At 70.7% G+C, this 22,325-nt stretch carries 17 protein-coding genes and 1 pseudogene; 15 read left to right on the forward strand and 3 right to left on the reverse strand.

The features are described from left to right. Window positions 1-256 precede the first annotated feature (256 nt). The 10 genes from M6G65_RS01785 to M6G65_RS01830 all read left to right on the forward strand — a co-directional run bounded on the left by M6G65_RS01785 (window position 257) and on the right by M6G65_RS01830 (window position 13,597). Window positions 257-1,357 (forward strand): acyltransferase family protein, encoded by a 1,101-nt coding sequence (locus tag M6G65_RS01785; RefSeq protein ID WP_238198220.1) that lies wholly within the window; start codon window positions 257-259, stop codon window positions 1,355-1,357. A 335-nt stretch (window positions 1,358-1,692) separates the two neighbouring features. Beyond that, complete coding sequence (locus M6G65_RS01790; RefSeq protein WP_238198218.1) at window positions 1,693-2,862, forward strand: glycosyltransferase; 1,170 nt, start codon at window positions 1,693-1,695, stop codon at window positions 2,860-2,862. Window positions 2,863-2,873: 11 nt separating this feature from the next. Continuing rightward, window positions 2,874-5,075: a GumC family protein gene (locus M6G65_RS01795; RefSeq protein ID WP_250103491.1), complete on the forward strand. Its 2,202-nt coding sequence runs from the start codon at window positions 2,874-2,876 to the stop codon at window positions 5,073-5,075. Beyond that, the gene (locus M6G65_RS01800) at window positions 5,072-6,298 is read left to right on the forward strand and encodes a glycosyltransferase (protein ID WP_238198214.1); all 1,227 of its coding nucleotides are present in this window, start codon (window positions 5,072-5,074) and stop codon (window positions 6,296-6,298) included. The genes M6G65_RS01795 and M6G65_RS01800 overlap by 4 nt, the downstream gene beginning before the upstream one ends. A gap of 44 nt (window positions 6,299-6,342) precedes the next feature. Continuing rightward, on the forward strand, window positions 6,343-7,479 hold the full coding sequence (locus M6G65_RS01805; protein WP_238198211.1) for a glycosyltransferase family 4 protein: 1,137 nt from the start codon (window positions 6,343-6,345) through the stop codon (window positions 7,477-7,479). Next, a complete protein-coding gene (locus tag M6G65_RS01810) occupies window positions 7,460-8,707 on the forward strand; it encodes a glycosyltransferase family 4 protein (protein ID WP_238198209.1) in 1,248 nt (415 codons plus the stop codon). The genes M6G65_RS01805 and M6G65_RS01810 overlap by 20 nt, the downstream gene beginning before the upstream one ends. Further along, window positions 8,704-10,041 (forward strand): glycosyltransferase family 4 protein, encoded by a 1,338-nt coding sequence (locus M6G65_RS01815; protein ID WP_238198207.1) that lies wholly within the window; start codon window positions 8,704-8,706, stop codon window positions 10,039-10,041. The genes M6G65_RS01810 and M6G65_RS01815 overlap by 4 nt, the downstream gene beginning before the upstream one ends. Next, window positions 10,038-11,561: a lipopolysaccharide biosynthesis protein gene (locus tag M6G65_RS01820; RefSeq protein ID WP_238198205.1), complete on the forward strand. Its 1,524-nt coding sequence runs from the start codon at window positions 10,038-10,040 to the stop codon at window positions 11,559-11,561. The genes M6G65_RS01815 and M6G65_RS01820 overlap by 4 nt, the downstream gene beginning before the upstream one ends. Before the next feature lie 145 nt (window positions 11,562-11,706). Further along, on the forward strand, window positions 11,707-12,957 hold the full coding sequence (locus tag M6G65_RS01825) for an O-antigen ligase family protein (RefSeq protein ID WP_238198204.1): 1,251 nt from the start codon (window positions 11,707-11,709) through the stop codon (window positions 12,955-12,957). Between the two features lie 100 nt (window positions 12,958-13,057). After that, a complete protein-coding gene (locus M6G65_RS01830; protein ID WP_238198202.1) occupies window positions 13,058-13,597 on the forward strand; it encodes an inorganic diphosphatase in 540 nt (179 codons plus the stop codon). Window positions 13,598-13,642: 45 nt separating this feature from the next. Here M6G65_RS01830 and M6G65_RS01835 read toward each other — a convergent pair whose 3' ends face one another. Further along, window positions 13,643-14,539 carry an NAD(P)H-hydrate dehydratase gene (locus tag M6G65_RS01835; protein ID WP_238198200.1) on the reverse strand — a complete coding sequence of 299 codons (897 nt, stop codon included), beginning with the start codon at window positions 14,537-14,539 and terminating at the stop codon, window positions 13,643-13,645. Window positions 14,540-14,685: 146 nt separating this feature from the next. Here M6G65_RS01835 and M6G65_RS01840 point away from each other — a divergent pair, with 146 nt between their 5' ends. Further along, window positions 14,686-15,663: an NAD(P)/FAD-dependent oxidoreductase gene (locus M6G65_RS01840; RefSeq protein WP_238198198.1), complete on the forward strand. Its 978-nt coding sequence runs from the start codon at window positions 14,686-14,688 to the stop codon at window positions 15,661-15,663. Between the two features lie 10 nt (window positions 15,664-15,673). Here M6G65_RS01840 and M6G65_RS01845 read toward each other — a convergent pair whose 3' ends face one another. Beyond that, complete coding sequence (locus M6G65_RS01845) at window positions 15,674-16,135, reverse strand: cupredoxin domain-containing protein (RefSeq protein WP_238198197.1); 462 nt, start codon at window positions 16,133-16,135, stop codon at window positions 15,674-15,676. Window positions 16,136-16,533: 398 nt separating this feature from the next. Between M6G65_RS01845 and M6G65_RS01850 the strand changes: the two genes are divergently transcribed. Further along, complete coding sequence (locus M6G65_RS01850) at window positions 16,534-16,806, forward strand: hypothetical protein (RefSeq protein WP_238198358.1); 273 nt, start codon at window positions 16,534-16,536, stop codon at window positions 16,804-16,806. A gap of 420 nt (window positions 16,807-17,226) precedes the next feature. Then, window positions 17,227-18,575, forward strand: a pseudogene (locus M6G65_RS01855) (putative bifunctional diguanylate cyclase/phosphodiesterase). A 150-nt stretch (window positions 18,576-18,725) separates the two neighbouring features. On the opposite strand, the gene M6G65_RS01860 reads toward M6G65_RS01855, so the two are convergent. Continuing rightward, window positions 18,726-19,628 carry an MBL fold metallo-hydrolase gene (locus M6G65_RS01860; protein WP_238198192.1) on the reverse strand — a complete coding sequence of 301 codons (903 nt, stop codon included), beginning with the start codon at window positions 19,626-19,628 and terminating at the stop codon, window positions 18,726-18,728. Between the two features lie 261 nt (window positions 19,629-19,889). Between M6G65_RS01860 and M6G65_RS01865 the strand changes: the two genes are divergently transcribed. Together M6G65_RS01865 and M6G65_RS01870 are read left to right on the forward strand one after the other, a co-directional pair. Further along, window positions 19,890-20,555, forward strand: a complete 666-nt coding sequence (locus M6G65_RS01865; RefSeq protein ID WP_250103492.1) for an SCO family protein — start codon at window positions 19,890-19,892, stop codon at window positions 20,553-20,555. Window positions 20,556-20,645: 90 nt separating this feature from the next. Next, a complete protein-coding gene (locus tag M6G65_RS01870; protein ID WP_250103493.1) occupies window positions 20,646-22,235 on the forward strand; it encodes an OpgD/OpgG family glucan biosynthesis protein in 1,590 nt (529 codons plus the stop codon). The last annotated feature ends 90 nt before the right edge of the window (window positions 22,236-22,325 follow it).

Genomic DNA, 22,325 nt, shown 5'->3' on the forward strand with positions numbered 1-22,325 from the left:
GGGGCAATGTCGCGCGAACCATGTTCAGCGCCGACACCTTTCCAATGACTTTCGATGACGCGGTTTTGATTGTCTCTGCACAGAAATAGACGCGCTTGCGCCCTGCGATGAATTGTATGCACTAATTTTACCAACACAGGGTGGGGCCTGTTCAGCACGTTTCCTGAGAATCCGTGACTTGTCGGGCCCCGGTCAGGCATGGTGCTGCGATCTCGCCCGGGCCGGGTGGGTCGAGCCCCGCGGGTGGCCGCTGCGCATGATCTACAGTCTGCAAGTCCTGCGCGCCCTCGCGGCCTACCTCGTATTCCTGCTGCATTTCAGCCTCTACGCGGGCCCGGTCCTGCCGCAGCCGGATCTCCTCGCCTTCTGCGCGGCCGGCGTGGACATCTTCTTCGTCCTGTCCGGTTTCATCATGTTCGTCAGCACGCACGGACGTGCCGAGCGACCCGGCGCGTTCCTGGTGCGGCGGGTGGCGCGCGTCGTCCCGGTCTACTGGCTGGTGACCGTCGGTCTCGCGCTCATGACACTGGTGGGCCTGAAGCCCGTCGGGATCGTGGAATTCCGGCCGGAATACCTGCTGCAGTCGCTGGCATTCCTGCCCTTCTCACGGGGCGGCTACATCGAACCGCTGAACTCGGTCGGATGGACGCTCAACTACGAGATGTTCTTCTACGCAGTCTTCGCGGGGCTGCTGCTCATCCGGACGTCCACCCACCGGGTCCTGGCGGCGGCCGGCCTCTTCCTCGGGCTGATCCTGCTCGGGCTCGTCCCGGTGCCGGGGATCTACTGGGCGTTCTACACGAAGCCGATCGTGATCGAATTCGCGTTCGGCATCGGGCTCGGCTACGCGTACGAGCGCCTCCGCTCCGTGCCCCCCGGGTTTCCGGTCAGGCGCGTCGCCAGCCTGGCCGTCCTCGCAGCCGCGCTTCTGCTTCTCGGCGGGCAGGGCGGCGCCTACGCCCTGGGTGTCAGCCCCGAGCTTCAGGGCTTCTACAGGCCCCTGGTCTGGGGATCCGCAGCGGTCCTGATCGTGGGCGCGATGCTCCTGCTGGAGCGCGCCGGAATCGTGTTGCGTGCGCGCTGGTTGTTCTCGCAGGGTAACGCCAGCTACGCGTTCTATCTGATCCACAACGTGCTGCTGCATACCGCCGCCAAGATCGTTCTGGCTTTGGTCACGCCGGGCATCCTCAGCGCCGCCCTGATCTTCGTCATCGCGTTCGCGGCAGCGGCATTCCTCGGGGATCTGGTGTTCCGGTTCGTCGAGGCACCCGGGAGCGCGGCCCTCCGACGGCGGTACGAGCGCTGGCACGAGTGGCGCATCGGTTCGGCATCCCTGCCCGGCACGATCACCACCTGACCCGACGCCGGCGTCACGGGCGCCGCGCATTCACTTATGTCCTGCAGACATGCGCCGCGATAGGCCGGCCCCCGCGGTCGAGAAGGGCCGGATCGCGCGACCAAGACAGGTCTACGACCGAAATTTAACCTTAATCCAACGCTTAAATTAACACTACCATCGCGCTTTCTGACCCGATTGACATGGATCTGCAGAATTCAAGCCGCCGTTGACTTCTTTTTTAGCGCCTCCATCCCTAGTCTCTGTATGCAGACCGGCCAGAGACATCGACCGGTCTTGGACTCCGGGACGGAACCGCTTCTTCCAGCGTCCGGCATATCCACGAGGAAGCTGCGATGCGTGTCGCGATTGTTCACGACTGGCTCTATGTCGTCGGAGGCGCAGAGCGCGTCCTCGAGCAACTGCTGAAAATCTACCCCGGTGCGGACGTCTACGCGCTGTTCGATTTCCTGCCGGAGGAGGATCGGGCACGGCTCGGCTACGAGCAGGCGCGGACCAGCTTCATCCAGCGCATGCCCTTCGCGCGGACCCGGCATCGCAACTACCTGCCGCTGATGCCGCTCGCCATCGAGCAGTTCGATCTGGCCGGCTACGACCTCGTGATCTCGAGCAGCTACGCGGTGGCGAAAGGCGTCCTGACCGGGCCGGATCAGCTTCACATCTCCTATGTCCACTCGCCGATGCGCTATGCCTGGGACCTGCAGCACACCTATCTGCGGGAAAGCGGCTGCGATGCCGGCATCAAGAGCGTGATCGCCCGCCTGATCCTGCACCAGATGCGCGTGTGGGACGTCCGCACGGCGGCCGGCCCGAACGCCATCGTGGCGAATTCAGCCTTCGTGGCGCGGCGCATCCAGAAGGTTTATGGCCGCTCGGCCGAGGTGATCCACCCGCCCATCACCCTGTCGCGCCAGCGCTTCGAGGGGCCGCGCGGAAACCACTTCCTCGTCGCGAGCCGCCTCGTCCCCTACAAGAACGTCGAGGCGGTGGTCCGCGCCTTCGCGATGCTGCCCGACCTCGAGCTGGTCGTCGCCGGCACCGGTCCGGATGCCGCGCATCTGCGGGAGATCGCCGGTCCCAACGTCTCCTTCTCGGGCTTCGTCGCCGACGACGAGCTGCGCCATCTGATGGCCACGGCCCGCGCCTTCATCTTTGCGGCGGAGGAGGATTTCGGGATCATCGTGCTCGAAGCCTCCGCCGAGGGCACGCCGGTCCTCGCGCTCGGCCGGGGCGGTGCCCGAGAGACGGTGCAGGTGCGCGGCCCCCATCGCACCGGGATGTTCTTCGAGACGCCCGAACCGCAAGCCATCGCGGACTGCGTGCGCGGCTTTCTCCAGCAGGAGAGCCACTTCAGCCGCGAGGCATGCCGCGCTCAGGCCGAACTCTTCTCGGCCGATCTGTTCCGGATGCGGTTCTCGACCTTCGTCGACGAGCAGATGGCGCTCCACCGGGCCTCCTGCGAAACGCGTCCGCGCGTTCTGCCGCGCCTCGAAGCCGTGGGCTGAGGGCAGCGCCGATGTCGTTCCTGACTGTCGATCTGGCGGATCGGGTTCCGGCCCGCACCTCCGCCCCCGCCCTCGGGCCGGAGCGCCGCGGTCCGCTCGCCGCCCCCCTGACGCGAATCTGGCGTCGCCGCACCCTATTCGCGACGGTGTTCACCCTCGTCGTCGCCCTGGCGGCGACCGCCCTGATGATCATCCAGCCGCAATACGTCGCCACCGGCTCGGTGATCGTGGCGGAAGCCGAGCCCGGCGCCCACAACGCCTCGATGGCCTGGATCCAGAAGCTCGGCGATCCGGCCGACATCGAGAGCCAGATCCAGGTGATCCGCTCGCCGCGGCTGCTGAGGCTCGCGATCGACAGCGGCCTGGCCGCATCGGTGATGGCCGAGTGCCGCTTCGCCGCCACGCGCGGTCAGCCGGAGGAGATCTCGGAGACGAAGCAGGCCGCGTGCACGAAGCTGACGAGCAATCACGACGCCCTCGCCGAGTACCTGCTCAAGCGCTTCACGGTCGCAAGCTCCGGCCGCTCGCGCATCATCACCATCGCGTACCGGTCGCCCCTGCCCGAAGTGGCGCAGACGATGGCCAACGCGCTCATCAACGCGTTCCTCGAGGATCAGCGCGAGGCGCAGGCCTCGAGCCGCAAGGCCGCTTCGGACTGGCTGCACACCGAGATCACGCAGCTCGACGAATCGATCCGCGCCGACGAGACGCGGATCCAGACCTATCGGCGTCGCAAGGGGCTGCTGAAGGGGTCGAGTGCCCCGATCAGCGCCGAGCGGCTCACCAGCATCAGCCAGCAGCTCAACGCCGCCGAAGCCGCCAAGGCCGACGCGGCCGCGCGTCTCGGCGAGATCGAGAGCCGCGGGGGACGCGGCGCCGAGAGCGCCCCAGCGGTCCTGGCCAGCCAGACCGTGATTGCTCTGAAGCAGCAACTCAGCACCGTCAGCGCGCAGCTGTCCAATCAGAGCACGCTCCTCGGCGCGAGCCATCCGGCGATCCGGGCGCTCGTGACCGAGCAGTCGAGCCTGCGCGAGCGCATCGAGCAGGAGATCGCCAACGTCGCGCGGGGCCTGCGCAAGTCCTACGAAGCGTCGAACGCCCTCGCCAAGTCGCTGCGCGCCCAGCTGGAGACCGCCAAGACCGAGGCCGCGGCCGCCATGGACGACGAGGCCTCGATCGAGGGCATGGTGCGCAATGCGGAGATCAAGCGCACCCGCTACGCCGATCTGGTGAAGCGGGCGGGCGAGTTGGAGACCGAGCGGCGCATCCTCACGGGAAGCACGCGGCTGGTCAGCCTCGCCGAACTGCCTCAGGAGCCGTCCTCGCCCAAGACCGTGCCGTTCGTGGCGGGCGGCATCGTGCTCGCAGGCGTCCTGGCGGCCGCCGCGGCGCTGCTGCGCGACTCGACCGACCAGCGGGTCCGCACCCCGTCCCAGCTCCTGGCCGGCACCGGCGCTCCGGTCTTCGCCCAGCTGCCGTACCTGGAAGCCCCGGGCCTCGTCGGCCGATTCTCCGACCGGCACCGGGAACTCCAGCTCGCCGAGGCCCTGGACCGGGCGCGCGTCGACCCGGTGATGCAGAACGTCCTGCGCAACCTGCACGCGCACCTGATGCTGGCCGGCGGCGGCCAATCCCGGGTCGTCCTCGTGACCTCGCCGAAGCCGCGCGAGGGCAAGTCGTTCACGGCGTTCGCCCTGGCGGGCATCGGCTCGACCAGCGGGCGCCGGGTGCTGGTGGTCGAGTGCGACCTGCGCCGGCCGAACTTCGAGGCGTCGCTCGGGCTCGGACGCGGGCCGGGCCTGGGCGGGATCCTGCGCGGTGAGATCGGCCCGGCCGAGGCCGTCGTCTCGGCGGGTGCCTTCGACGTCATCCCGGCCGGCACGCCCACCCCGGATTCGACCGAGCTGCTGATGAGCGCCCGGATGACCGACTTCCTGCGCTGGAGCCGTCGCTACGACCTCGTCCTCCTCGACACGCCGCCGACCAGCCTGCTGATGGACGCCGCGATGCTGGCCCGTCACGTGGACGGCGTGCTCTGCTGCACCCGCTACGGCCATTCGCAGCTGTCCGACACCGTCGAGACCGTGGCGAACCTGCGCCAGGCCGGCGGGCACGTGCTCGGCATCGCCATGACGATGGTCAATTCCGGCCGGCAGATGACCTACGACGCGATGCCGCTTCCGCAATCCCGCCACGCTGGGGCCGCCCGATGACCGGCGCCTGTCCCGCGGACGGGCTCTCGGAGCACGGCATCGCGCCCGGCGCGCGATTGGCCGAGCCCGGACGCAGCGCCCGCCCGCGGGTCCTGTTCGTGAGCCACACCGGCACGATGTCGGGGGCGGAACTCGTGCTGCGCGACGCCGTGCGCCCCTGGACGGACGCCAGGGCGTTCCTGTTCGAGGACGGCGCGCTGGGTGAGGCCCTGCGCGGGCTGGGTCTCGAGACGCGGGTCGCGCGTCGCGGGGCCGGGCTCTCGGGACTTCGGCGCGACGCGTCTCCGATGCGGGCGCTGCCCGTGCTGAAGCGGCTGGCGGCCATCGCGGTCGAGATCTTCGGCGCGGCCCGCGACTGCGACGTGGTCTACGCCAACTCGCAGAAGGCCTTCCTGCTCTCGGCGCTGCCCGCGCGCTTGGCCGGGCGACCGCTGATCTGGCACCTGCACGACATCCTCGACGGCGCCCATTTCGGCCGGGTCCAGCGGGCCGTGCAGGTGCGCCTCGCCAATGCCTGCGCGGCCCGGGTCGTTGTCCCGTCCCGCGCCGCGGCGGACGCCTTCGTCCGCGCCGGCGGGCGACCGTCCCGGATCACGGTCGTGCCGAACGGCCTCGATCTCGACCTGGACCCGCGGCCGCAGACCGCGCTGCGCGCGGAACTCGGCCTGCCCGCGGGACCGCTCGTCGGCGTGTTCAGCCGTCTCGCGCCCTGGAAGGGGCAGGATGTCGTCATCGACGCCCTGGCGGCGCTCCCGGATGTCCGCTGCATCGTCGTGGGCGCCGCTCTGTTCGGCGAGGACGCCTACGCGGCGGATCTGCGCGCCCGCGTCGCGGCGCGGGGCCTCGCGCACCGCGTGCTGTTCCTCGGCCAGCGGGCCGACGTGCCCCGCCTGATGCAGGCGGTCGACGCGGTCGTGCACCCGTCGGTGGATCCCGAGCCGTTCGGCCGGACCCTCGTCGAGGCGATGCTCGCCGGCGTCCCGGTGATCGCCACCGATGCGGGCGCCTCTGCGGAGATCCTGGACGACGGCGCGGCCGGCATCCTCGTCCCGCCCCGGCGGCCCGATCGCCTCGCCGCGGCCCTCGCCGACCTGTTCGCCGATCCGGATGCCGTCGTCGCGCGCACCCGCCTGGCCCGCGCGCGGGCGCTGTCTCACTACGGGGCCGCCGCCATGCAGCGCGATCTCGCGACGCTGATTCTTCAGGTTTCTGGCCGACCCTGACGGGCGGGCCATCCTCCTCTCACGATCGAGCCGCCAGAGCCGCCATGCCGCGCGTCCTCGTGAACATGCCCAGCCAATTCGCCGGCCGGCCGTCGGGCGTCGCCCTCGTCGCCTTCCGGGTCATTGCCGGGCTCATCGCGCGCGGCAGCTTCGATATCGTGCTTCGTTCGCCCTGGAGCCGCGACCAGCTACCCCCGGCGATCCGGGATCGGATCGCAATCGTCACGGTGCCGCGCCCGCGGATCATGCTGCTCGAAGTCCTGCGGCAGGCCGTCACGGTTCCGGCGCTCTGCCGCGCCCACGGCATCGACGTGGTGCTCAACGCCGATCCCTACGGGGCCGCGTTCGGCGCGCGGGCGCGGGTCAGCGTCGTCCACGATCTCTACTTCCGCACGATGCCCGAACGGATCGGCTCGCGCGAGGCGCTCACGACCGATCCGATCTTCCGCCTCGTCCTCGGCAACAGCGCCCGGGTGATCGCCGTCTCGGAGACGACCCGGCGCGACCTCGGGCGCTGCTACCCGTCGCTCGCCGGTCGGACCGACACCGTGCCCTCCGCGCCGATGCTCGACCCGGCGAACGTGGATGCGGCCACCGGGATCCCCGCGGGACCGTATGTGCTGGCGGTCGGGAACGCGCTCTACAACAAGAACTTCGCGACCCTGGCCCGGGCCGTGGCGGCGCTCGGGCGCTCGGACATCCGCATCGTCCATGTCGGAGAGGACCCGGACGAGACGATCGCCGCCGCGCTGGCGGGCGCCCCGGTGCCGCTGACGCGCCTGTCCCGGATCGGCGAGGGCCGGCTGGCCGCCCTTTACCGGGACGCCCTCTGCCTGTGCGTGCCGTCCTTCGCGGAGGGCTTCTGCCTGCCGGTCCTGGAGGCGCAAGCGCTCGGCTGCCCGGTGATCTGCTCCGACCGGTCGGCGACCCCGGAGATCGCGGGCGCGGGTGCGCTGACCTTCGACCCGGCCGATCCGGCGGCGCTCACCCGATGCCTGCGCCGCCTGCTCGACGAGCCCGGCCTGCGCGACGCGCTGATCGCGCGCGGGCACGACAATGTCCGGCTCTACAGCTGGGCCGAGACCGCCCGGCGCTACGAGGCCGTGCTCCTCGACGCCCTGGCGGAGGCCGGCCGCGCGACGCCCGCCCGGGAGGTGCCGCATGCGCATCCTGCACCTTAGCTCGCTCTACCCGCCCGAGCAGGTCGGCGGCGCCGAGCTGATGGTCGAGACGCTCGCCCGCACGCAGGCCGGTCTCGGCCACGCCGTGGCGGTCGCCTGCGCATCGCGGCAGGTCGAGGCGCCGGTCCATCAGGACGGCGTCGCGGTCTACCGAATGGGATACGGGACGCCGTTCCACATCCTCGACTGGCCGCAGCGCGGGCGCCTCGACCGGATCCGCTACAAGCTCGCCGCGCAGTGGAACCGGCACAGCCTCGTCCAGCTCAGCCGAACCGTGCGGGATTTCGAGCCCGATCTGGTGAACACCCACTCGCTCTCGGAACTGCCCCCGGCGGTCTGGCCGCTGCTCCGACGGCTCGGCGTGCCGGTGGTGCACACGCTGCACGACTTCACCAGCCTCTGCACCAACGGCGCGATGACGCGCCACGGCCAGGCCTGCGCGGGCCAGCACCTCAAGTGCCGGCTCTACGCGGAGCCGCACCGCCGGTGCCAGCGCGCGGTCTCGGCTATCGCGGCCGTCGGCGCGGATCTGCTGGCCCGCCATCGCGCCGCCGGCTTCTTCGACGCGGTCCCGGCGGATCTCCAGCGGGTGATCTGGAACCCGATCGAGCCGGGCGCACGCGCGAACCGGCGACCCCGGACGCCCGGTGCGCCGGTCACCTTCGGCTTCCTGGGGCGCATCGAGGCCAGCAAGGGCGCCGACATTCTCTTCGAGGCCTGCCGGCTGCTGCCGGCACAGGGCTGGCGCCTCACCATTGCCGGTCGCGCCGTGGACGGGCTCGACCGCTACCGTGCCCTGACGGAAGGCCTGCCGGTCTCCTTCCTGGGTCACGCGGAGCGCGACGCCTTCCTCGACGGGGTGGATTGCCTCGTGGTCCCCCCGATCTGGCCCGAGCCCTTCGGCCGCACCGTGGCGGAGGCCTATGGGCGCGGCGTCCCGGTGATCGGGTCGGCCATCGGCGGCATCGGCGAGCAGATCGGACCGGGCCCCTGGCTCGTCCCGCCCGGCGATGCTTCCGCGCTTGCGGCCGCGATGGCTCGGATCATCGCGGAGCCGGAGCGTCTCTCCGACGGTCTGGCGCGCGCGCCGATCATCCGCGCCGGCACCGACCCGGCCGAAGTGGCGGCCGCCTACCTCGACCTCTACGCCGCCGCCCGCGCCGCCACCCAATCCGCCACGGTCCCGGCTCCTCTCGGCCGCCCGCAACTCAGCGAGTCCCGCCTATGACGGCCTCTACCCTGGCCCCGGCCTACACGCGTGACCTGCTCGACAGCGGCCGCATCTCGGTCGACAGCGCGCCGCGCGATGGCATCGCGCATCGCGCCGTCACCGGGCCGCTCCGGATCCTGCATCTGAGCGCCCTCTACCCGCCGTACATCGTCGGCGGGGCCGAGCGCTCGGTGGAGCACCTCGCCGAGGAGCTGGCGGCAGCCGGCCACATCGTGGCGGCAGCCTGCATCGCCCGGGAGCCGGAGCCCAAGAGCGTGCGGGGCGGCGTCACGGTCTACCGGATGGCGCACCACAACGACTTCTGGCTGGAGGACTGGCCGAAGGCGACGCGGTTCGGCCGTGCCTGGGCGAAGCTCAAGCAGCAGTGGAATTTCGCCATCGCGGCCGAGTTCGGCCGGGTCCTCGACGACTTCAGGCCCGACATCGTCAACACGCACTCGCTGCTCGACGTCTCGACCCTGGTCTGGCGCGAGGCCGCCAAGCGCGGAATCCCGATCGTCCACACGGTCTGCGAGTACGACCTGATCTGCGGCAACGCCGCGATGTTCAAGAACGGCAAGCCCTGCGAGCGCTGGCACCTCGGCTGCAAGGTGGTCAATGCCGGCAAGCAGATCACCAACCGTTCGGTCGATGCGGTCGTCAGCGTCGGGACCGAGATCCTGAAGACGCACGTCAATCACGGCCTGTTCACGCATCTCGCCCCGGAGCGCCGCCGGGTGATCTTCTATTCCTGCACGGTCCCGGACGGCGATGCCGAGGCCCGGCGCCGCATCGACCGGTCGGCGCAGCCGATGACCTTCGGCTATCTCGGCCGGATCAACGTCGAGAAGGGGGTCGGCACGCTGATCGACGCCTTCCGCCGGATCGGGCCCGGCAATTGGCGCTGCCTCGTGGCCGGCCACGCGATGGACGACTCGATCGCGCGCTTCAAGGCGCAGGCCGAGGGCCTGCCGATCGAGTTCGTCGGCTGGGCCAAGCCCGCCGAGTTCCTGAGCGCGATCGACGTGCTGGCCGTGCCGTCGTTCTGGGCCGAGCCGTCCCCGCGGACGATCTACGAGGCCTACACGATGGGTGTCCCGGTCATCGGTGCCGCCTCGGGCGGGATCCCCGAGCTGATCGGCGAGGACAACACCGATTGGCTGTTCGCGCCGGGCGACGATGCCGAACTCGCCGCGCGCTTGGAGGCGGTGATCGCACGGGGCCGCGGCGACCTTCCGGACGAGCGCGCGTTCCAGCACGTCATCCGCGAATCGACCTCCGAGCGCGTCGCCGAGAAGTACCTCGACCTCTACGCCGAACTCGTCGCCGAGCGCCGGGCAGCCCACCCGTGAGCGCCGGCGCGCCGGTCCTTACCGAGGCCGCGGCGGCCGCCGACGCCTCCGAGATCGTCCCGGGGCTCGGCGCCGGCGCGGACGTGACCGGCCGCTCCTTCGACGCCGCCCGCTGGGTGGCGCTCGCCTCCGTGGGCAATGTCGTCCTGAGCTTCGGGGTGTTCCTCGTGCTCGCGCGTCTCATCGGGCCGGCGGAATTCGGCATGGTGGCGATCGCCGCCGTGTTCATCGACATCCTGCAGATTGTCGCCCGGTGCGGGCTGCCGGACGCGGTGGTGCAGCGGGCCGATTGCGACGAGGATTTCGCCGCCACCGCCTTCTGGGTCATGCTCGCGGCGGGCAGCCTGTGCGCGGCGGCGCTGATCGCCCTGTCGGGGCCGATCGCCTGGATCTTCGACCTGCCGGAGCTGCGCCCGGTCCTGTGCGCGCTCTCGGCCTGCTTCGTGATCACCGCCGCGGGCGCTATCCACGAGGCGCGCCTGCAGCGCAGCTTCGGCTTCCGCAAGCTCGCCCTGCGGGCGCTCGGCTCCAACCTGCTCGGGGGGGCGGTCGCCCTGGCGCTGGCCTTCGCCGGCTACGGCGTCTGGAGCCTCGTGGTCCAGCGCCTCGTGGCCGCCACGGCGACGACGCTCCTGACCTGGGCGGCGTCCCGCTGGATTCCGGCGCGCCGGGTGAATCTCGCGGCCGCGCGCGCCCAGATCGCCTTCGGCTCGCGGGTGTTCTGCACCTACCTCCTGCTGGTGGTCTCGATCCGCAGCCAGGAGGTGATCGCCGCGTATTTCCTCTCGGCGACCGATGTCGGGTATCTGCGCCTCGCCTGGCGCTGCATCGATCTCGTCAGCCAGGTTGCGGTCATCCCCCTGACCACGGTGGGCCTGACCACCTATGCCCGGCTCCAAGACCGGCCGGCGGAACTCGCGACGGCCTTCTACGGCTTCACCGCGGCCTCGGCCTTCGTGGCGGTGCCGGCCCTGTTCGGCATGGCAGCCGTCGCCCCGACGCTGATCCCGTTCCTGTTCGGCGATCAGTGGCACCAGGCCGCCCCGGTGCTGCGGATGCTGGCGCTGCTCGCGCCCGAATTCGTCGCGACCTCGATGCTCTGGATGATCTTCACGGCGCTCGGGCGCAACGGCACGGCGCTGCGGCTCGCCGGGGCCCAGTTCGGCCTCGGCGCGCTCGCCTCCGTCGCGACAGCCCCCTTCGGCCTCGCGGCGCTGGCGATCGGTCATGTGGCGCGGGCCTACCTGTTCTCGCCCGCCATCGTGGTCGGCGCCGGGCGCTTCGTGCCGGTGAGCAACCGGCATCTCGCCCGGGTGCTCCTGCCGGTCACGGCCTGCGCGGCGGCGATGGCCGGCTTCGTCCTGCTGGTCCAGGCCCCGATCCACGCCGCCCTCGGCGACCGGCTCGGCCTGTTCGCGGCCGTCGGAATCGGCGTCCTCGCCTACGCGGCGCTGGCCCAGACCTTCATGCGGGACACGGTTCACAGCGCCCTCGGGTTCCTCATGCGCCGCAGGGCCTGATCTGCACGGTCCGCCAACCTTTATGGGCGAGACTGCGCGTGCAGGGCCGCGTCCGGCCGGACCGGGATCGTCGGGTCGGGGGGCGGAGACGCCTGCCTTGCCCGGCGCCGGCCTTCGGCGGCGCGCGTTCGGACGGTTCGGAACGATGATGGGACGGACGTTGCCGATCCGGGACGAGGCGCCGGCCCTGTCCGCCGCTGCCGACCGCGCGGCCGTCTTCCTGCTCGGCGTTGCCCTCCAATTCAACGTGCTGACCTCGAGCTTCGGGCTGCCATTCCAGCGCCTGTCCGACCTCCTGCCGTTCCTTCTCATCCCCTGGCTGGGACTGCGCCGCGCGGTGATCGCGGAAGCCTTGCGGAACATCGCGCCGATCGGCGCCATCGTCGTGCTCCTCGGCGCCTCCATCGTGCTGAAGGCCCACCAGCAGGGCGGCGACGTCTACCTAACCCTCGTGCTGCTGCTCTACGTCGTTCAGGCGTTCATCCTGCTGGTGCTGTTCCGCGACCGCCGGATTGAGAACGCGTTCTGCATCGGCCTCCTCGCGGGCATGCTGGCGTCCCTGGCGGTGCTGTTCCTCGCCTCGACGGGCGCGTCGCTGGATCGCTTTGGCCTCGCGGTTCCGCTGGACGGCGTCGACGAGGAGTTGAAGCTCTTCTTCCAGGACAAGCTGGGCGGGCTCTGGATCTCCGGCAACGAGACGGGCCACGTCTTCGCGCTCGGCGGCGCCGCCGCTCTGCTTCTGAGCCTGCGCTACCGCCTGCGGGTGATCTACCTCGTGTACTTCGCCGCGCTGCTGGCGAGCTTCCCGCTGACCAACAATCGCGCCGGCCTGTTCATGCCAGGCTTCATCCTGATCGTGCTGATGCGGCGCAATCTTCGGCCCTCGATGGTCCTGGCCGCCCTCGGCGTGCTGGGCGTCCTGCTCCTCGCCTGGTCGCTGACCGGCGAGCTCCCGCTGCCCGGCACCCTGGCTCAGGCGGTCGAGCGGCGCTTCACCGAAGACCACAACGTCGCCGGCAATTTCGACGAGCGGTTCCTGTCGGGCGTCACGGCACTCCAGCTCGTGGTCGAATACCCGTTTGGGGTCGGCGAGATCGCCCGGCGGGACGAGCTGCGCGCGCTCACCGGTCTCATGACGCCGCACAACGCCTTCGTCTCGCTCGCGCTGCAATCCGGCCTCGCCGTGGCGCTGCTCCTCATCGCCGGGCTGGTGCGCATCCTTCTGGCGCCGGCCGTCTCGGGTCCGTTCCTGACCTACAGCGCCCTGTTCCTGATCCCGTCGATGATGTTCGAGGAATTGTCGGTCAATCAGTACTTCCTGTTCTTCATGGCGTTCGTGCTCGCATCCTGGGCGATCTCGAGCGATCCGGACCCGGAGCGCCCACGCGCGGGCTGACGCCTCGGGCGATAGGGCCTCGGCGTCCGGATCCTGTCCGGGGGAGGGCGGGTTCCCCTCCGGTGACGCGGCCGGGGGCCCCGTCCCGGAGGTCGTCCCGTTGTCCGCTCATCCTCAGCCGCTGCACCGCCTGTCCGCCTTCACAGGCGACGCGCTCAACATCGTTGTCGAGACCCCGAAAGGCAGCCGCAACAAGTACAGCTTCGAACCCGAACTCGGCGCGCTCCTGCTGAAGAAGGTCCTGCCGGAGGGGCTGTCGTTTCCCTACGATTTCGGGATGATCCCCTCGACGAAGGGCGAGGACGGCGATCCGCTGGACGTCCTGCTGCTCCTCGACGCGCCGGCCGTCGCCGGCTGCGTCGTCGCGGGCCGCCTCGTCGGCGTGATCGAGGCCGAGCAGCGCGAGCGGGACGGGACCTGGGAGCGCAATGACCGGTTGATCGCCGTGGCGGAGCACGCTCCGACCCATGCGCATGTTCACGCCCTGAGCGACCTCCGTCCGGGCATGCTGGAGGAGGTCGAGGCGTTCTTCGCGCAGTACAACGCGCTGTCCGGCCGGGAATTCCGGCCGCTCCGCCGCGGCGACGCCGAGGCGGCCCGGGCGCTGGTGCGGAACGGAATGGCAGCCTGCGCGGCGTGAGTGCGCGCCCGGCCCGGGCTTTCCGCCGCGGGCTGGAAAAACGGCTCACGCCGTCGTCGTGTCCGCCAGGTCGCGCAGGAGGAGCGGCACCTCGCCGGCGATCTCCCGCGCGAGGAAGCCGACGGGCCCGAACCGGCCGGCGAGCTTCCGGCCGGCCTCGCCATGCAGGAACACGCCCCAGAGCGCGGCCGTCAGGCTGTCCACGCCACGGGCCAGGAGCCCCGCCAGGATGCCCGCGAGGGCATCGCCGGAGCCGGAGGTTGCAAGGCCGACGCCACCGCCGGAATAGAGCCACGTGTCACCGGCCGGGCTCACCACCCAGGTTTCGGCGCCCTTCATGATCACCGTGCAGGCGAGCCGGTCTGCCGCCCGGTGCGCCGCCGCCCGCGGATTGGCCTCAACGGTCTCGCGGTCCGTTTCGAGCAGGCGCGCCATCTCGCCGGCGTGCGGGGTGATGATCGCCCGTCCGCCGCAGGACCGGACCGCCTCCGCGTGGGCGCCGAGTCCGCAGACAGCACCGGCATCGAGAACGAAGCCTGTCGGCGCGTCGCCGGGCAGAAGCGCCAGGACCAGCCGCTCCGTGGCCGCGCCGGCGCTGAGGCCCGGGCCGACCAAGATCGCGTCGCAGCGCCGTGTCAGGCCGGGAAGCCGCTCGGCGAGCGCCGCCGGATCGATCTCGCCCGCCTCGGTGGCACCGAGCGCCATAACGCGCGCCTCGGGGATCGCGACGCCGATGGCGGTCGCCACATCCGCAACCGTGGCGATGCGGAGCCGGCCGGCCCCCGCACGCAGGGCCGCGACTCCGGCGAGCAGGGCGGCCCCCGGCAGCTCCGCCGAGCCGCCCAGAACCAGAACGGTGCCGCGGGCCTCCTTGCTGCCCGCCTCGGGCATCGGCAGGGGACAGGTGCGGAGGCTCTCCGCGTTCAGGGCAGTGTCACGCATCGGAACGCATTGGATCGGCTCGGTCGGATGATCCGCCGTCGGAGCGGCGCAGCCCGCTTTGGCGCGGGCCGCGACGGCAGAATGGGGAACCCAGGGCCGCCCGAACGGGTCCTTCGGTGAGATGCGTCATAACGTTCGGGTGGGCCATGCCGCTGGACCGGCTCTCGGTGGGCCAATTGCTCGACTGCCTCATCGTCGGCGGCGGGCCGGCCGGCCTGACCGCGGCGCTCTACCTCGCCCGTTTCGGCCGCAGCTGCCTCGTGGTCGATGTGGGCCGGTCCCGGACCGGGTGGATCCCGGTCAGCCATAACATCCCGGTTTTCGCCGACGGGATCTCGGGCACCGAGATCCTCGAGCGGCAGCGCGCGCACCTCGCCCGCTATGGCGGGACGATCCTGCCGGGGCTGGTCACGGATCTCGCGCGGCGGCCGGGCGGGTTGCGCGCCACCGTCAGGGCGGAGGAGGAACCCGGCATCCGCACGATCGAGGCCCGGCGGGTTCTCCTCGCCACCGGCGCCGAGGATGTCGAGCCGGACCTCCCCGACCTGCCGGACGCGATCCGGCGCGGGCTGGTGCGCTACTGCCCGATCTGCGACGGCTACGAGGCGCGGGGCAAGCGCATCGCCGTCATCGGCCACGGCGACCGGGGCCTCGGCGAGGCGGTGTTCGTGGCACGCACCTACGCCCAGGACGTGACGCTGCTGACCCTGGGTCAGGATCTGCACCTCGACGAAGCGGCGCGCGAGCGGGCGCGCGACCACGGGATCGCGGTCGTCCACGCGCCGGTCATCGGCCTCGATATCGAGCACAGCCGGATTACCCTGCTGCGCACCGCCGACGGCGCGGAACACCGGTTCGAGGTGCTGTACTCGGCTCTCGGACTGAAGCTCCGCTCCGACCTCGCGCGCGCCCTCGGCGCGGAGCACGATGGCACGGGGGCCCTCACGGTCGACGAGCACAACCGCACGAGCGTGCCGGGCCTGTACGCCGCCGGCGGCGTGGTCCGCGGGCTCGATCAGGTGGTGGTGGCGATGGCGCACGGCGCCGTGGCCGCCACCGACATCCACAATCGCTGCGAGCTGCCCACCGAGGAGGAGCCGGACGGCCCGCTCCAGCGGCGCTGAGGCGGCGCGGCTACCGGGCCGCCGGGGTCAGCGTCAGGGTTCCCCGGAACGGCTTGGACTTGTCGTTCACGCTGGTGCAGCCGAACGGGTACTGGCCCGCACCGATCGTTCGCACGCGGATCTCGCCCTTGCCGTTCTGCTTGACGGTGTAGCCCTCGTTGCTCGCCACGTGCACGACGTCGCCATCGTGATGGAGGACGTTCTTGTTCTCGAAGATCTGCGGCGCCGTGAGGACGAACTGGCTCGTGGAGCGGTTCTGCACCTTGATGCTGACATCCGTGTCAGCCGGCAGGCGCAGCTCGGCCGGGGCGCAGGTCGGCACCCCGTTCTCGACCGTCATGGTCAGGTCGACGGTCGGCATCGTCTCGGCGGCCCGGGCGGCCCCGGTCAGGAGGAGGGCCGCGGTGAGGATCGCGCCAAGACGCGAGATGGGAGATCCGATGACGGGGCGGCAACCTGATCCAGAATTCATGCAGGGCTCTCGCTATCCAGTTGAGAATGTCAGCACTCGCTCAACTGCACCGGAGAAGCTGCGGTTCAAATCGGCGGCTCGTGCGGTGTTCGGCGGCAGCCGCGCGCGCTCGTATGTGGCACGTAGGGGCCCGAATTGATCAATGGATCAGCGTTTTCATGCCGGTCGATCAGGCCAGAAATCGACATAGACTAAGATTTATGGCGGCTCGTCACCTTCAATAAACGTCCGTGCGTGTGGATTTATACAGAAACCGGATCCGTTTCAGCTGGTTGACCAACCATACCCTGCTGCTTGTCCCTCGGTTCACGGGCCGTCACGGTAGCCGCAGTCGCGTATTGCCCAACCAGAGACATCAAATGCGCTTCTCAGCCGCGGCGTTGGCCGTGCTCCTCCCCATGACGCTGCCCATGACGCTGCCAGCCAGCGCTCTTGCCCAGACGGGAGTGCCGGCCGGGCCGGGCCTCGTCGGCCCGCGTACCACCGGCGCCATCACCGAGATCCAGCCGAACACGACCGGGAGCGATGCCGACATCGTCATCGCCCCCGGCGCCACCGGCGCCGAGACGATCACCACGAACTCGGCCGCGGGCGGAAACGCCAACCTTCCGGAGCGGTCCGTGCCGAACGGCAGCGCCGGCGGCGGCACCTCCGGCCAGGGCGGCGGCTAGTCCGACGTGTCGGCCGAGCCCTGTGCCTTCGCAAAGCCGGGGCTCGGCAGACGTGGAGTATTGCCTTAATCCCGTATCAACCAAAATAACGAAGCCATCAGTCGAAGCAGAGACTTTGGTGATCCTGGAGTTCACAGCCTCTTAGCATTTGGCATGCTTTGTCCGCGTCCTGGAATCCGGACACAAAGCATGCCGAACGAGTCGCCGACCACATGGGGCCGCGGCGAGCTATACGAGACCTTGTGCCTGCTCGTCATCGGCGCGGGGATCTGGTTCGTCGGCGTCACGCTTGGAACGTTCGACTCCCTGAACGCCGCGATGTCCGCCTACGGTCTCAACGACCTGCTGATGCTCGCCGCCTGCATGGGCGTGGCCCTGTTTGGCGCCAGCGTCCGCAAATCCATCCTCCTCCGCCGGCTGATGCTGCAGCGCGACGCGGCGGCCGCGCAGGCGGAGGCCATCGCCCGGCATGACGGCCTGACCGGGCTGGCCAACCGGCGCCGCTTCATCGATGCGGTCGCGCGAGCCCAGGCGACGTTGGGTGCGGAGCCGTCCTCTGCGGTCCTGCTGATCGATCTCGACCGGTTCAAGCCGGTCAACGACCTCTACGGTCACGCGGCCGGCAATGCGGTTCTCTGCGCCGTGGCCGAACGCCTGCAGCAGCAGCTGCCCGCGGGCGGCGTCGCGGCCCGGCTCGGCGGCGACGAGTTCGCCATGCTGGTGCCAGTAGAGCAGGGCAGCGAGGGGCTGACGCGCCTCGCGCAGGCCGTCATCGCCAGCATTTCCGAGCCGGTCTCCTGGAACCAGAACGACCTCAAGGTCGGCGCCACCGTCGGCGTCGCGGTCGTGGCCGCCAACCACGCCGATCCCGACGCCGTGCTTCACGCGGCCGATCTCGCCATGTACCAGGGCAAGAAGGACGGCCGCGGCAATTACCGCTTCTTCCGGAGCACCATGGACGAGGAGCTGCGCGCCCGGGCCCGCATCGAGACGGAGCTGCGCACCGCCATCGAGACCGGGGCGATCGAGCCCTACTACCAGCCGGTGGTCTCCCTGCCCGAGAAGACGATCGTGGGCGTTGAGGTGCTGGCGCGCTGGCGCCATCCGACCCGGGCCTCGTCGGCCCGACCGAATTCATTCCGGTGGCCGAGGAGACCGGGATGATCGCCGACCTCAGCTACAGCCTGATCCGGCGCGCCTGCCTCGATGCCCGCGCGTGGCCGTCCTACCTGATTCTCGCGGTGAACATCGCGCCGCACCAGTTCCAGGACGCGTGGCTGGCCCAGCGCATCCTGGCGATCCTCACCGAGACCGGATTCCCGCCCCAGCGTCTCGAAGTGGAGATCACCGAGAGCGCCCTGATCCAGGATCTGGAGGCGACGCGCGCCACCCTCCTGTCGCTGCGACAGCTCGGCGTGCGCATCGCGCTCGACGATTTCGGCACCGGCTATTCCAGCCTCTATCACCTGCGCGAGCTGAAGTTCGACAAGCTGAAGATCGACCGGAGCTACGTCGACGCGATCACGATGAGCGACGAGCGCGCCAAGCTGGTCGACGCCATCATCAAGCTCGGAACGAGCCTGGGCCTCTCCACCACGGCGGAAGGCATCGAGACGGATGCGAGCCTGGACTGGCTGTCCGATCAAGGCTGCCATTTCGGGCAGGGCTACCTCTTCGGCCACGCCATGCCCAAGGCCGAGATGGACGTCGTGCTGAGCGCGGGGGGCGACGCGGTCGGTCCGACAGACGGCCTCGCCCTGGCCTCATAGGCGGCCAGCTGCCGATCACGCCGTCATCCGGGGCCGCGGAGCGGAGCCCGGGATCCAGACCCGCCGACGCGGTTAGGCTGGCGACCGCGCGCGGGTCTGAACACGCCTACGGCGCCCCGGACGGGCGTGACGGGGAAAGACACCCCGCCATCACCGCGGCGGCTTGTAGGCCGAGCCGTCCTCGGCGCGGAGCGGTTCCTCCACGAAGCGCCCGTGCTTCGGGACCGCGACCCGGTCGAAATCGTCTGCCAGCGCCTTGAGGGCGCGGCGCATCTCCGGTCCCTGGAGCGGCCGCCCGTGGCCGGTGATGACCCGCTCCGGATCGAGCGCCGCCAGCGTCCGTACGGAGGTGCGCGCCGCGTCCCAGTCGATCGTCAGGTACATCGGCGGTCCGTGCAGCTCGGGCTCCTGGACCGCCACCGCGTAGACCGATTCCTGCGCGGTCGTGACGAAGGCATCGCCGACGATCAGCGTCCGGTCGGCCTCGCGCCAGAGAGAGATGTGACCCGGCGCATGGCCCGGCGTGTGGATCCAGCGCCAGCCGGGCAGGGGCGGCACCGTCCCGTCCTCCGGAAGGTCCTTCAGGTTTTTCGACACATCCACCGGCTGCGTCGGGAAGAGCGGCGAAAGCCGGCCGAGCAGGCCGCCGCCGACGCTGGGATCGGGCGTCGGATAGGCGGCGCTGCCGTCGAGATAGGGCCGCTCCAGCGCGTGCGCGTAGACCGGGACCTCCCACTGCGCGGCCAGATCCTCCAGCACGCCGACATGGTCGAAATGGCCGTGCGTCTGCACGATCGCGGATGGCCGCGCGCCCTCGCCGAAGCGCGCCCGCGCGGCCGCCTCGATCGCCCGTTTCGAGCCCATTACACCGGCATCGACCAGCACCCAGCCACGGTCGCCCGCGCCGGGCTCGCCGACGAAGACCACGTTGACGAGGACATGACGCTGATACGCGACGTCGTCGGTGATGGCGTGGGTGGCGTCGTCTCGCTCGGCGTCGCGGTGCGGATCATCGGCCCGGGCCTGCGGGTCGACAGGGATCTGCTGGGCCATCTGAACCGGGCTCCTATAGCTGTTCGTGGTGCGGCCGGGCCGGGCCGAGCCCCACCGGGATCCGTGCGGGCACAGACCTGTCCCGTCAGGGCGCCGCAGCGTACGACGCGGGATGCCCGTCACCGCCGGTATCCTGCCAACCGGGCTTGCCAGGGCGTGTTCCCCGGGCCGCGGCCGAGCGGCCGGGACGCCGCAGGAACATCGCGGGGATCGACACGCACCCCATATTGCGGGCAACGATGCGCCCTCGCAGGTCACAGCATGGCACCGAGCCCGATCGCCCTCATCGCCTCCGCCGGTCTCGTCGCGATGGTCGCCGCCGGCACGGGGGCGATCGTCCTGCAGCAGGGCTCGCGCTTCAGCCATCCGCGCAAGACCGGGGGCGCCTTCACCATGGCGGATCTCGACGGCCGGCCGGTGAGCGAGGCCGATCTCCTGGGCAAGCCGACCGCCCTGTTCTTCGGCTTCACCCACTGCCCGGAGGTCTGCCCGACGACGCTCGCCACGCTGGCCGGCGCCCTCGGCCGGATGGGCCGCGACGCGGACCGTCTCAACGTGGTCTTCGTCACGCTCGACCCGGAGCGCGACACGCCCGACTCCCTGCGCGAGTACCTGGCCTCGTTCGATCCACGAATCCGCGGCTTCGTCGGCACGAAGGATCAGGTCGCCCGCATGGCCGATGCCTACCATGTCGCCTACAAGCGCGTGCCGACCCAGGACGGCGACTACACGATGGAGCATTCGGCCACCGTCGCGCTGTTCGACAAGACCGGCCGCATGGTCGGGGAGATCGGCTACCAGGAGGACGAGGCGCGCGTGCTGTCCAAGCTGATCACGCTGGCGCTGCCCGGACAGTGCGCCCCGGGGGGCGGGGCGGAACTCTGGTCGGCGACCGGTGCCACGGGCACGTGCGGGCCGCGGAGCTGAGCGGCGCCTGAGGAAATTGCACCGTCGCCCCGGCATGGCTAGAGCGCGACGCGGGCCGCGAGGCCCAGGTCGAATCGCCGAGGCATCCGCTTGATCACGCGCCGCGTCCTGACCGCCCTCGGGCTCCTGGCCCTCGCGCCGTTCCCCGGCACTGCCCGGGCCGCTGCCGGGGGGCCGCGTCTCGCGTCGCCCGAGCCCATGGATCTCGACCGGCTGAACGACCTCGCCCGGAGCCTGCGCGACCGGCCCTACGCGCCGCCGCCCGAGGCGCCCGCCGCGAAGGCCCTCGACGCCCTGACCTACGGGCCGCTGCAGGAGATCCGCTACCCGCCCGGCCGGGCGTTGTTCTCCGACAGCCCCTATCCGGTGACCTTCTTCCATCTCGGCAACTTCTTCCGGCACCCCGTGAAGGTCTTCGCCCTGGAGGGCGGACAGGCCCGCGAAGTGCTCTACAGCCACGACCTGTTCACCTACCCGGCCGGCAATCCGGCCAAGGACGTCCCGGACGGGGCGGGCTTCGCCGGGTTCCGGTTCCAGAAGGCCCCGGCCGGCCAGCCCGGCGATGACGCCGACTGGCTCGCCTTCCTCGGCGCATCCTATTTCCGCGCCGCCGGCGACGGGCAGCAATACGGCGCCTCCGCCCGCGGCATCGCCATCGACACCGCGCCCGGACCGGGCAAGACGGAGGAATTCCCGGTCTTCACCCGCTTCTACGTCAGCCCGGCCGCGGAGGGCGCCGTCACCGTGCTGGCCCTGCTCGAAGGTCCGAGCCTGACCGGCGCCTACCGGTTCGTCGCCCGCAAGGAGCCGCACGTCGTCATCGACGTCGCCTGCACGCTCTACATGCGCCGCTCCGTCGAGCGGTTCGGCATGGCGCCGCTGACCTCGATGCTCTGGTACTCGGAGGGGATGAGCCGGTTCCTCGCCAGCGACTGGCGGCCGGAGGTGCACGATTCCGACGGCCTGCTGATGCAGACCGGCGGCGGCGAGATCATCTGGCGGCCGCTCAACAACCCGCCGCGGCTCAGCGTCAGCGCCTTCGCGGACCGGTCGCCCCGGGGCTTCGGCCTGCTCCAGCGGGACCGGTCCTTCGACCACTACATCGGCGACGGCTTCGAGGAGAACCGGCCGGACCTCTGGGTGGAGCCGCAGGGGGATTGGGGCGCGGGCAGCGTGCAGCTGGTGGAAATCCCCACCCATCAGGAGACCGATGACAACATCGTCGCCCTGTGGGTCCCGGACGACCCGCCGAAGGCCGGGAGCGCGCGCAGCTTCGCCTACCGCCTGCGCTGGCCGGTGCAGGAGCCGGTCGCGACCGATCTCGCCCGCTGCGTGGCGACGCGGGCGACCAAGGGATCCTGGCTCGCCGAGGTCGACCGGCGCCCCGGCCGCGCCAATCTCGTGCGGCAATTCGTGCTCGAATTCGAGGGCGCGGCCCTGGCGGGCCTCGATCCCGAGAAGGCCGAGGTGGTCCTCACGCTCACGCGCGGTCAGGCCGAGGAGGTCGGCGCCACCTGGGCGCCCTACGGCAAGCCCAGTCCCTGGCGGGTGTTCCTCAAGGTCTACGCCGAGGGTCCGGACCCGGTCGAGATGCGGCTGCAGCTGAAGGCCGGCGGGCGGCTGCTCTCCGAGACCTGGGCCTACCAGTACTATCCGGAAGCCCCCGGAACGGTCCTCTGACCGGCGGGTTCAGGGCTGTGTGCGACTGGGCCGCCCGGCGCGTGAAAGCCCCGATCGCCCCACGGCCGGTCGGTCCGGCGACGCATGCGA

This window comes from Methylobacterium tardum, assembly GCF_023546765.1.
In the GTDB taxonomy this organism is placed as follows: Bacteria; Pseudomonadota; Alphaproteobacteria; order Rhizobiales; family Beijerinckiaceae; genus Methylobacterium; species Methylobacterium tardum.

What these genes read in the sequence shown, in the direction of transcription:
- M6G65_RS01785 (WP_238198220.1), top strand. Translation starts at nt 257, where the DNA reads ATGATCTACAGTCTGCAAGTCCTGCGCGCCCTCGCGGCCTACCTCGTA.
- M6G65_RS01790 (WP_238198218.1), top strand. Translation starts at nt 1,693, where the DNA reads ATGCGTGTCGCGATTGTTCACGACTGGCTCTATGTCGTCGGAGGCGCA.
- M6G65_RS01795 (WP_250103491.1), top strand. Translation starts at nt 2,874, where the DNA reads ATGTCGTTCCTGACTGTCGATCTGGCGGATCGGGTTCCGGCCCGCACC.
- M6G65_RS01800 (WP_238198214.1), top strand. Translation starts at nt 5,072, where the DNA reads ATGACCGGCGCCTGTCCCGCGGACGGGCTCTCGGAGCACGGCATCGCG.
- M6G65_RS01805 (WP_238198211.1), top strand. Translation starts at nt 6,343, where the DNA reads ATGCCGCGCGTCCTCGTGAACATGCCCAGCCAATTCGCCGGCCGGCCG.
- M6G65_RS01810 (WP_238198209.1), top strand. Translation starts at nt 7,460, where the DNA reads ATGCGCATCCTGCACCTTAGCTCGCTCTACCCGCCCGAGCAGGTCGGC.
- M6G65_RS01815 (WP_238198207.1), top strand. Translation starts at nt 8,704, where the DNA reads ATGACGGCCTCTACCCTGGCCCCGGCCTACACGCGTGACCTGCTCGAC.
- M6G65_RS01825 (WP_238198204.1), top strand. Translation starts at nt 11,707, where the DNA reads ATGATGGGACGGACGTTGCCGATCCGGGACGAGGCGCCGGCCCTGTCC.
- M6G65_RS01835 (WP_238198200.1), bottom strand. Translation starts at nt 14,539, where the DNA reads ATGCGTGACACTGCCCTGAACGCGGAGAGCCTCCGCACCTGTCCCCTG.
- M6G65_RS01840 (WP_238198198.1), top strand. Translation starts at nt 14,686, where the DNA reads ATGCCGCTGGACCGGCTCTCGGTGGGCCAATTGCTCGACTGCCTCATC.
- M6G65_RS01845 (WP_238198197.1), bottom strand. Translation starts at nt 16,135, where the DNA reads ATGAATTCTGGATCAGGTTGCCGCCCCGTCATCGGATCTCCCATCTCG.
- M6G65_RS01850 (WP_238198358.1), top strand. Translation starts at nt 16,534, where the DNA reads ATGACGCTGCCCATGACGCTGCCAGCCAGCGCTCTTGCCCAGACGGGA.
- M6G65_RS01860 (WP_238198192.1), bottom strand. Translation starts at nt 19,628, where the DNA reads ATGGCCCAGCAGATCCCTGTCGACCCGCAGGCCCGGGCCGATGATCCG.
- M6G65_RS01865 (WP_250103492.1), top strand. Translation starts at nt 19,890, where the DNA reads ATGGCACCGAGCCCGATCGCCCTCATCGCCTCCGCCGGTCTCGTCGCG.